The sequence below is a fragment of the Bacillus sp. EKM501B genome, from assembly GCF_011800505.1.
In the GTDB taxonomy this organism is placed as follows: domain Bacteria; phylum Bacillota; class Bacilli; order Bacillales; family Bacillaceae_G; genus Bacillus_A; species Bacillus_A cereus.
The window spans coordinates 26,539-36,055 of record NZ_JAALFZ010000011.1; the positions used below are offsets into that span (position 1 = coordinate 26,539).

Here is a 9,517-nt window from a genome sequence, read left to right on the forward strand (position 1 = left end):
CCTTTAGGTTCAACCTATATATCTTGCATATAAACTTTTCGCTACATTTATATCATTCGTCCCATGAATGAAAGCTCTGCCATCTGTAAATAAAACAAAACGATATTCTTCTACCGGAAACGACAATAAATAAGGTGTCGCCTTTATCTCTACGCTTCTTTGTAAGCGCTTTTTAATTTCTTCCAAATTAAAATTCTTCCGCACACCTGGACGAATTTGCACTGTATTTCGCCCACATAACACTTCTGTTTTCGTTTGTGCTTCAAATGTTAAACTCGGATATGTACGTAACCTTCCGCAAGATAAACAAGTATCTTTTTTCTGCCTATTCACTTTAAATGCCATCTGTTGATTATTCCAAAGATCAAATGATAACATCGTTTCACGAAGCGCTCCGTAGTCTTCTACTAATATTTTCAGCGCTTCCGTAGTTTGATGCGCAACTACTAATTGTACTGCCGGTTGTATAATACCAGCTGTGTCACATGTTGCTCCGCTCGCCGGATGCTCCATTAAACAGCGAAAACACGGTGTTTTCCCTGGTAAAATTGTATACGTTACTCCGTAGCTTCCAACGCACCCACCATATATCCACGGAATATTATACTTTTGTGAAATATCATTAATGAGAAGACGCGTTTCAAAATTATCTGTCGCATCTAATATTAAATCTACATCATTCACTAATTCTTCCATTTCTTGCACCGTTACATCTGTCACAACCGGATTTATTTCCACTTCAGAATTAATCGCTCTTAAATGCTCTGCTGCCGCTACCGCCTTCGGTTTATACTGCTTTGCATCTTCTTCTGTATATAGTTGTTGTCTTTGTAAATTACTCCATTCTACATAATCACGATCAGCAATCGTTACTTTTCCAACACCCGCTCTAACAATCGCTTCTGCATTTGCCGCACCGAGAGCACCAGCACCAATAATAAGCACATGCTTCTCTCTTATTTTTCTCTGTCCTTCTTCTCCAACACCAGAAAATAATATTTGTCTTGAATATCGCTCCTGCATACGATACCCCCCTTTCTTATCCTCCTATATAAGACATTTCGATTTTCGGACGATTTTTTGCACTTTCTTCTGTTCGTTCATCCGAATACCTATCTTTTCTATTCATCCATACATCTTGTATAACACTTAATAACTCCTCATCCGAAAGATTTCCTCTAAGAAGTTCTCTTACATCCAAACCCTCTGTCGCAAATAAGCACGTATAAAACTTTCCATCTGCCGAAATTCTCGCCCTCGTACAAGAGACACAAAATGACTCAGAAACAGATGTAATAAAACCAACTTCAACATTTGTTCCAACGTACCGATATCGCTTCGCAACTTCACCAAAGTAATGCGCTTCAGCTGGCTCAAGCGGATACACCTTATGAATCATCTCAATCAATTCTCGTTTTGTAACGACTTGATCAAAATTCCACCCATTTGTACTACCAACATCCATAAACTCAATAAACCGAAGCGTGATTCCTTGCTCTTTAAAATACGCAGCCATCGGTAGTACTTGATGATCGTTCATCCCTTTTTTCACAACCATATTTACCTTTACTTCCAAGCCCGCCTCTTTAGCTGCTATAATTCCCTTAATTACCGGTTTCGTATTAATATTTCGACCATTAATATTCTTAAATATGTCATCATCTATCGCATCTAAACTAACATTCACTCTATGTAATCCAGCTTCTTTTAATGCCTTCGCTTGTTTCGTTAAATGAATAGCATTTGTCGTTAACCCTATATCTATTAGCCCATCAATTTTCACAAGACGTGCAATAAGTTTTGTTAAATCTTTACGAAGCAGTGGCTCACCGCCAGTAAGTCTAATTTTCCGTACACCGATGCTAACAAATAATTTTGCCAAACGCTCAATTTCATCAAAAGTTAGTAAAAACTCGTCTTTCAAAAAAGCATATTCTGGCCCAAATATTTCCGCTGGCATACAATATGTACATCTAAAATTGCAACGATCAATGACAGATATACGTAAATCTTGAAGTGGGCGTCCAAAAAAATCTTTAACCATCTCCTGCATCGCCACCCTCCCTTTCTGCCAAATTTCTTTCTTTTCATTCTATTATAATATATTTTCGAACTGCGATGTTTTTGCTCAAGTGAATAAAGTGAAACTTTAAATAATTAGAGGGGATTCACTCCCCCTGGTTAACGAGGTTTACTTACAAATACAAAGATAAAAAAACCTTGAAACATAAAAGCTTCAAGGTTCTCTGCTTATTAACTTAATCTAATAATAGTCAGGGTAGCCCCTGGCGTTGCTGTAGATAATGTAGCTATTGCAACTACTCCAAATAACTGTAAGCTAACAGCAGCTCCAGCAGGCAAGTTAGCAATTATTGTTGCACTAAATGAACCAGTAGCAACTGTCGGAGCATTTATCGTTCCCGCAAGCGGACTGCCATTTACAGTTATACGAGAACTTACAAGTAATCCTGCCGTTAGATTAATTGTATAAGCTATATAATAATTCCCTGCATTCGCAACTGTAAATACAGTATTTCCTCCACTAACAGTAATTCCTGGACCAATATTTTGATTGTTCGGTAATGGTACATTCGTGCCACCTAATAAAACAGAAATAGCGGTTCCTGATGTATTATTCGCAAATGCATATGTTGCAGTTGTACTAACTCCAGTCGCCCCGGTCGCTCCAGTGGCTCCAGCTCCGGTTGGACCTGTATCTCCAGTTGGGCCTTGTGAACCGGTTGCTCCTGTAGCCCCCGTTGGACCTTGGATTCCTTGCGGGCCTTGAATTCCTTGTGGGCCTTGAATTCCTTGGAGACCTGTCGCTCCGGTTGCTCCTGTAGCTCCCGTTGGACCTTGAATTCCTTGCGGGCCTTGAATTCCTTGTGGGCCTTGAATTCCTTGGGGACCTGTCGCTCCGGTTGCTCCTGTAGCTCCCGTTGGACCTTGAATTCCTTGCGGGCCTTGAATTCCTTGTGGACCTTGAATCCCTTGTGGACCTGTCGCTCCGGTTGCTCCTGTAGCTCCCGTTGGACCTTGAATTCCTTGCGGGCCTTGAATTCCTTGCGGGCCTTGTGGGCCGGTCGGACCTATGTCACCTTGTGGACCTTGGATTCCCTGTGGGCCTTGTGCTCCTGTTGCTCCTGTCGCTCCTTGGATTCCTTGAGGACCTTGTGGACCTTGAATTCCTTGCGGGCCGGTTGGACCTATGTCGCCTTGTGGGCCTTGAATTCCTTGGGGACCTTGTGCTCCGGTTGCCCCCGTTACTCCTTGGATTCCTTGAGGACCTTGAATACCCTGTGGACCGGTTGGACCTATCTCTCCTTGAACACCTTGGATTCCTTGCGGGCCCTGTAAACCCGTCACTCCGGTTGCTCCCGTTGCTCCTGTCGCTCCTGTCACTCCAGTTGAGCCTGTCGCCCCGGTATCTCCTGTTACTCCTGTCGCACCTGTTGCTCCTGTCGGGCCAGGTGGTCCACCTGATGGACCTGTCACTCCTGTCGGACCTGATGGCCCCGTTGGGCCGGTCGGTCCTGCTGGTCCTCCTGACGGACCAGTCACCCCTGTTGGACCGGTTACTCCTGTTGGACCGGTAGTTCCTTCTCCCGTCGCTCCGGTTGCCCCCGTATCTCCTGTTGCTCCCGTCGGACCTTGTATCCCTTGAATTCCTTGTGGGCCTTGCACTCCTTGTGCACCTGTTGCTCCTTGAATCCCTTGAATTCCTTGCACTCCCTGTGTCCCCATCGGACCGGTTGGACCAATCACCCCTTGTATACCTTGCACTCCTTGGGGGCCCTCTGGACCGGTTGCTCCTATTTCCCCTTGTATCCCTTGAATTCCAGTTGCTCCTTGTGCTCCAGTTGCTCCCGTTATCCCTTGCACACCTTGGATTCCCTGTATTCCTTGTGGACCTTGTGGGCCTGTTGCTCCTACCGGTCCTTGAATGCCTTGTATCCCCTGAGGACCCTCTGGACCCGTTGCTCCAACTGGCCCTTGAACACCTTGTATTCCTTGCGGGCCCTGAAGTCCTTCTGGGCCTTCTGGACCTGTTGGACCTATTTCTCCTTGTATCCCTTGGATTCCAGTTGGACCTTGTGGCCCAGTCGGACCTATGTCACCTTGCGGACCTTGGATTCCCTGTGGACCTTGTGCTCCTGTTCCCCCTGTCGCTCCTTGGATTCCTTGAGAACCTTGTGGGCCTTGAATTCCTTGTGGGCCGGTTGGACCTATGTCGCCTTGTGGGCCTTGAATCCCTTGCGGACCTTGATCTCCAGTGGCCCCCGTTACTCCTTGAATTCCTTGGGGACCTTGAACACCTTGGGGACCCGTCGGACCTATCTCTCCCTGCACACCTTGGATTCCTTGCGGACCTTGCAAACCCGTCACTCCGGTTGCTCCCGTTTCTCCTGTCGCTCCTGTCACTCCAGTTGAGCCTGTCGCCCCAGTATCTCCTGTTACTCCTGTCGCCCCGGTTACTCCTGTCGGGCCAGGTGGTCCACCAGATGGACCTGTTACTCCCGCCGGACCTGATGGCCCCGTTGGGCCGGTCGGTCCTGCTGGTCCTCCAGATGGTCCTGTTACCCCTATTGGACCGGTTACTCCTGTTGGACCTGTAGTGCCTTCCCCTGTCGCCCCAGTTGCTCCCGTATCTCCTGTTGCCCCCGTCGGACCTTGGATTCCTTGAATTCCCTGTGGACCTTGCACTCCTTGTGCGCCCGTCGCTCCTTGAATTCCTTGTACTCCTTGCACACCTTGGGGACCCATCGGACCTGTTGGACCAATCTCCCCTTGAGCACCTTGCACTCCTTGGGGACCCTCTGGACCCGTTGCTCCTATTTCCCCTTGTATCCCTTGAATTCCAGTTGCTCCTTGTACTCCAGTTGTTCCCGTTATCCCTTGCACACCTTGTATTCCCTGTATTCCTTGTGGACCTTGTGGACCTGTTGCTCCTACCGGTCCTTGAATACCTTGTATCCCCTGAGGACCCTCTGGACCCGTCGCTCCAACTGGACCTGGCACACCTTGAATTCCTTGCGGCCCCTGAAGTCCCTCTGGGCCTTCTGGACCTGTTGGTCCTATATCACCCATCGGACCTTGTATCCCTTGAACTCCCTGTGGCCCTGTTGCTCCTGATGGCCCTGGTACTCCTTGTATTCCTTGTGGACCTTGATCTCCTGTTGCCCCTGTTGCCCCTTGAGGCCCTATAGCCCCCTGTATACCTTGTGGACCTTGATCTCCTGTTGCTCCCGTTGCCCCTTGAATACCTTGAACTCCTTGTATTCCTTGTTCACCAGTTACTCCCGTCGGACCAGGAATACCTTGAATACCCTGCGGACCTTCTGGACCTGTTGGCCCAATTGGCCCTTGAATCCCTTGGATTCCTTGCAAGCCCTGTGCTCCCGTGCTTCCAGTCGGACCTGTACTTCCCGTTGCTCCTGTTACCCCTGTACTTCCTGTAGCTCCAGTATTCCCAGTTGCTCCAGTCGCACCTGTACTTCCACTCGGTCCACCGCCCGGACCTGTCGCACCAGTCGGCCCCGTCGGACCAGGAGGTCCTCCAGATGGTCCAGTTATCCCAGTTGGACCTGTTATTCCAGTCGGGCCTGTTATCCCCTGACCAGTTGCTCCGGTTGCACCTGTATTTCCACTCGGTCCTTGTGTTCCTTGTATCCCTTGTGCTCCTTGTATTCCTTGTGGACCAGTTACACCCGGTAACCCTTGGACGCCTTGTATTCCTTGAGGTCCCTCAGGTCCCGTCGCTCCAATTGGCCCCTGTAATCCCTGTATCCCTTGTATACCTTGTGCCCCAGTCGCTCCCGTTGGACCAATCGGACCTTGTAACCCTTGCACCCCTTGAGGTCCTGTCGCTCCAGTTTCTCCTTGTGGTCCTCTCAATCCTTGTGGGCCCTGCTGTCCTTCTGGTCCAGTTGCACCTATTGGCCCAACTGATCCTTGTATCCCTTGCACACCTTGAGGTCCTGTCGGGCCCATCTCCCCCATCGGACCTTGTAATCCTCTTGGTCCTTGAGGTCCTGTTGGGCCTTGTGGACCGGTTGGACCAGTAATCCCTATACCTGTAAACCCAGTTGGAACAGGGGGGAAAGTAGGCCCAATAAGTTCGGGTGGAATTCTAAAATTAGAGCTTAACGAATTTTGCTTCCGATTATTATCACGATTCTTCACACTTTCACCACCTACAAACCATCTTTTTCATAATAAATAAGCCTCTTCTTAATCTATTTACAAAAATAATTTCCAAGACTATTTTTATTTTAAATAATAAAAACTCCCTTAATTTCTTAAGGGAGTCCTGCAATTGAATCCATATTATCTGTATTAGGGACAGCTTGCGCTATACTCGATGTATTTACATTTTGCCCCATATTTGCTCCTGTTACAGTACCAGCAGGAGTGCCCCTTGTATACGTCGTCGTCACCGAATCTCCCGGCTGTAAACAAAGCTTCGTCTCCGTCCCTATTACTGTAACAACATCAATCCAAGTACACCCCATTGAACCACTATATGATTTCGAAGCAGTAAATGAAGTGTCACTCAAATTATCACCGGTAAATATATTTCCAGTGTTATTCACAATAACAAACTCTTTTATATGAGCAGGCATAATTACACTCTACCTTTCCTCTATGAACCTAACGTACGTGTACTCGTTGCCAAAGGCGGAAGAAATACTGATGTTCTAATGACCGCTTCTGGCTGCCTTTTTCCATTTAAAAAAATAGCCGCACTTGATCCTCCAGCACCTGCATATACTTTTGCTACAGCTAAAGGTGAGAGATCATAACAGTCACCGACATTAACAGCTCCTGTATTATTAATAATTTTTACTTTACGCAAATTAATCCCCATTTACCCCTCCTCCTTTTTTATACTGTATGCAAAAGAAAAAAACTTGAAACAGACTCGTTTCAAGTTTTTTTCAATTAACTATTTCGTTTCACCTTCATATTGAAGCATACCGCCAACCATGTTCACTGTTTTAAACCCTTGTTCATTTAAATAATGACATACATTTTCACTGCGCATTCCTGAACGACAAATAAAGATATATTCATTCTCTTTATTAAAGAAATCTACTTTATGTGGGATATCGCCCATTTTAATATGTACAGCTTCTGGAATCTTTCCTGCCGCTACTTCTTCATCTTCTCTTACATCTACTAAAAATAACGTTTCTCCATTTTCTAAACGCTCTTGCACCTCTTCTGTAGTAATTGTTTTAACTTCTGTCATATGTAGTTCCTCCTTATATACAATAAAACCTTTAGTTTCTTTTTCACAAACATTCTCTACCAATTTTAGCATGCAAAAGAAAGAACGCAAAGAATCGAAAAGCTATTTCTCAATTTTCTCGTAAAACTTATTCTTTACAAACATAACTAGCACATTGTATCCTCAATATACTTGTTTTATGAAAGGAGTCGATTAAAATGACGCTTTTTCTTTTCATTATAGGCATTGTGTTCTTACTCGCTGCAATTATTGTACTTAGTATGAAAAATAATAAAAAGATAAAATCGCCACAAGAAATGTCATTCTTATTTCTATTGCTTAGCATAGCGTTTTTCGGTATAGCAATTGCTACATATATTTTCCGTCTACAAATCATGTGAAAAAAGGTGCCTACTTCAAACACTGCACCTTTTCCCCATCATTTTCCTTCTACACAAAACTAGATACTTTCCGATTCAAAAATTCATAAACTTTCTTTTCGAATAAATGAATATCCAATGCTCCTGCCATATGCCCATTTATACTTTCTATCTCATATACTTCCGCATATTTTCCTTGTTTTTGCAAAATATCAACCATTTTATAATTATAACGAGACGGCTGAAGCAAATCTTGTTTACACGGAATCATAAGTACATTCGCTTCTATGTTAGAAAGAGATTCTTCTAGTGAAGAAAACCCATGTGCAATATCATGCAATAAAACTGCCTTCGCAGTATATATCCATGAATTTGCATCTACTAACTCCATACTTCTATATGTCGCTTTATTTATTTCTTTTTCAAATGATGTTAGTGTAGCAAACTTTTCATAAGGTTCTATCTCTATACTATTACGAGGAAATGCCATTTCATAAAAATGCTCATCAAACGCGTTCATAAACATCATTCTATTTGCTAAATGAAGCCCCTTTATCGGCTGCTGTTCTCCATATTTCCCCTCTTTCCAACTTGGATCCAGTTGAATTGCTTCAATCGCATTTTGCGCTACGTTTACTGACGTAATAATTGGATTTTGTGGGTTCGTAATAACGCCAATCATCCGCTCTACCATATGTGGATAGTGAACCGCCCATTGTTGTGCAATCATCCCCCCCGCCGACGGTCCGATTACAGCGTGTAACCTTGAAATTCCCATACCTTTTATTAACTCATATTGCACACAAGCTACATCAAGAAATGTAAAAATCGGAAAATCCATAGCATATTCTTCTCCAGTTTCTGGATTAATTAATTTCGGTCCTGTTGTAATTACATATGGATTCCTCACCTGCACATTACAAAGATTATCCGTACATATAACAAAATACTTATTTGTATCAATTGCTTTTCCAGGTCCAATTAGCCCATCCCACCAACCAGACTCCTCATCATGCACTGTATATTTTCCTGCCGCATGACTTGTTGCACTAAAATAATGACAAACCAAAATCACATTTGACCTTTCTCTATTTAAAGTGCCATATGTCTCGTATCCCATTTGAACAGGAATTTCTCTGCCATTTTCAAACGTAAACCCTTTTAAAACAAACTTCTCCTTTTTTACAATTTGCACAGACTCTCCCTCTCCCCGTTATAGTATGAACTGCTTACTAAAGTTTTTTTTCTATGCAAACTAATCTCCTTCTTCTTTTCATAAATAAATGAATAATATACAAAATTAGCCACAAAATAGCACTATATTACAAGATTAAAGAGGGCGTACATATGATTTGGAATTGGTTACGTAAGAAAAAAAAATCAAATAAACCAGAAGCAAACGAAACAGATAATCAGGAGCAGCATTCTAACAATCAAGAGGATGATAACAAAGAACAGACTAGAAGTATGAAACATAATAAAGGTAAAAATAACGAGCAAAAAGATTCTTCTCAGAATAAGCAACAAAGTGCTAAACAAGAGGATTCCTCTCAGGATAAGCAACAAAACGCTAAACAAGGTGATTCGTCTCAGGATAAGCAACAAAACACTAAACAAGAGGATTCCTCTCAGGATAAGCAGCAAAGTGCTAAACAAGATGACCCTTCTCAGGATAAGCAACAAAACGCTAAACAGGATGATTCCTCTCAAGATAAGCAGCAAAGTGCTAAACAAAATGACCCTTCTCAGGATAAGCAACAAAACGCTAAACAGGATGATTCCTCTCAAGATAGGCAACAAAGTGCTAAACAAGGTGATTCGTTTCAGGATAAGCAACAAAGCGCTAAACAGGATGATTCCTCTCAAGATAGGCAACAAAGTGCTAAACAAGATGATTCGTCTCAAG

At 43.9% G+C, this 9,517-nt stretch carries 8 protein-coding genes and 1 pseudogene; 2 read left to right on the top strand and 7 right to left on the bottom strand.

Features of this window, described 5'->3' with window-relative positions:
• Nucleotides 1-9 precede the first annotated feature (9 nt).
• The 6 genes from HFD78_RS19275 to HFD78_RS19300 form a co-directional block, all read right to left on the bottom strand.
• Complete coding sequence (locus HFD78_RS19275; protein WP_001158103.1) at nt 10-1,023, bottom strand: molybdopterin-synthase adenylyltransferase MoeB; 1,014 nt, start codon at nt 1,021-1,023, stop codon at nt 10-12.
• A 16-nt stretch (nt 1,024-1,039) separates the two neighbouring features.
• Nucleotides 1,040-2,053 (bottom strand): GTP 3',8-cyclase MoaA, encoded by a 1,014-nt coding sequence (gene moaA / locus HFD78_RS19280; protein WP_001157117.1) that lies wholly within the window; start codon nt 2,051-2,053, stop codon nt 1,040-1,042.
• 200 nt (nt 2,054-2,253) lie between these two features.
• Nucleotides 2,254-6,183 (bottom strand): BclA-related collagen-like exosporium protein, encoded by a 3,930-nt coding sequence (locus HFD78_RS19285; protein ID WP_098219748.1) that lies wholly within the window; start codon nt 6,181-6,183, stop codon nt 2,254-2,256.
• A gap of 116 nt (nt 6,184-6,299) precedes the next feature.
• Nucleotides 6,300-6,623 (bottom strand): hypothetical protein, encoded by a 324-nt coding sequence (locus HFD78_RS19290; protein WP_001110848.1) that lies wholly within the window; start codon nt 6,621-6,623, stop codon nt 6,300-6,302.
• A 20-nt stretch (nt 6,624-6,643) separates the two neighbouring features.
• The gene (locus HFD78_RS19295) at nt 6,644-6,868 is read right to left on the bottom strand and encodes a spore germination protein (RefSeq protein WP_000512465.1); all 225 of its coding nucleotides are present in this window, start codon (nt 6,866-6,868) and stop codon (nt 6,644-6,646) included.
• Between the two features lie 78 nt (nt 6,869-6,946).
• Nucleotides 6,947-7,252, bottom strand: a complete 306-nt coding sequence (locus HFD78_RS19300) for a rhodanese-like domain-containing protein (protein WP_000141207.1) — start codon at nt 7,250-7,252, stop codon at nt 6,947-6,949.
• A 197-nt stretch (nt 7,253-7,449) separates the two neighbouring features.
• On the opposite strand from HFD78_RS19300, the gene HFD78_RS19305 reads away from it, so the two are divergent.
• Nucleotides 7,450-7,632 (top strand): hypothetical protein, encoded by a 183-nt coding sequence (locus HFD78_RS19305; protein ID WP_000171881.1) that lies wholly within the window; start codon nt 7,450-7,452, stop codon nt 7,630-7,632.
• Nucleotides 7,633-7,681: 49 nt separating this feature from the next.
• On the opposite strand, the gene HFD78_RS19310 is transcribed toward HFD78_RS19305, so the two are convergent.
• Nucleotides 7,682-8,806, bottom strand: coding sequence for a homoserine O-acetyltransferase family protein (locus HFD78_RS19310; protein ID WP_098219751.1), 1,125 nt, complete (start codon nt 8,804-8,806; stop codon nt 7,682-7,684).
• Nucleotides 8,807-8,958: 152 nt separating this feature from the next.
• On the opposite strand from HFD78_RS19310, the pseudogene HFD78_RS29560 reads away from it, so the two are divergent.
• Nucleotides 8,959-9,517: pseudogene (locus HFD78_RS29560) on the top strand (spore germination protein); the annotation flags it as partial.

Bases quoted from the DNA above. Each gene is read 5' to 3' on its own strand.
- HFD78_RS19275 (WP_001158103.1), bottom strand. From the start codon at position 1,023: ATGCAGGAGCGATATTCAAGACAAATATTATTTTCTGGTGTTGGAGAA.
- moaA (WP_001157117.1), bottom strand. From the start codon at position 2,053: ATGCAGGAGATGGTTAAAGATTTTTTTGGACGCCCACTTCAAGATTTA.
- HFD78_RS19290 (WP_001110848.1), bottom strand. From the start codon at position 6,623: ATGCCTGCTCATATAAAAGAGTTTGTTATTGTGAATAACACTGGAAAT.
- HFD78_RS19295 (WP_000512465.1), bottom strand. From the start codon at position 6,868: ATGGGGATTAATTTGCGTAAAGTAAAAATTATTAATAATACAGGAGCT.
- HFD78_RS19300 (WP_000141207.1), bottom strand. From the start codon at position 7,252: ATGACAGAAGTTAAAACAATTACTACAGAAGAGGTGCAAGAGCGTTTA.
- HFD78_RS19305 (WP_000171881.1), top strand. From the start codon at position 7,450: ATGACGCTTTTTCTTTTCATTATAGGCATTGTGTTCTTACTCGCTGCA.